We start from the raw sequence: 394 nt of genomic DNA, 5'->3' as shown, positions 1-394 counted from the left end.
ATATTAATGTCCCCACCTTTGATCTCAAAATTTTGACCCAAGTCCGAGCTAAGCCAAGTTAATGCTGGCAGTTTGTCAGAAATCATAGCATCAGCACGCTCATTACCTAAATCAATAAAAGCATTGTCCAGCGTATCGTACAGCTGTGGCTTGCTGTTTGGATAAGTTTGGGTTAACCATTGACTTGAGATGGTTGAACGCTGAGCAACAATTTTGGCATTATTGATGGCATCGGTGCTGCTCGGATCAAAATTTGAACCTTTTTTTGCCAAAAATACCAAAGAGTTGACAAAATAAGGCTCGCTAAAATCCACCTGCTCACTACGCTCAGGGGTGACTGACATTGCTGCAACAATGGCATCAAACTTACCTGTTTTTAATGCTGGTATAATAC

General features: G+C 41.1%; 1 protein-coding gene. It reads right to left on the bottom strand.

Annotated features, from left to right (window positions below):
* The coding region (locus D3227_RS40860; protein ID WP_147377859.1) for a transporter substrate-binding domain-containing protein at positions 1–394 on the bottom strand (394 nt) is incomplete at both ends.

Origin of the sequence: Mesorhizobium waimense (genome assembly GCF_003601975.1) — a bacterium.
Taxonomy (GTDB): domain Bacteria; phylum Pseudomonadota; class Alphaproteobacteria; order Rhizobiales; family Rhizobiaceae; genus Mesorhizobium; species Mesorhizobium waimense.
The sequence above is the reverse complement of the archived record's forward strand: the minus strand, read 5'-3'. Positions and strand labels throughout refer to the sequence as shown.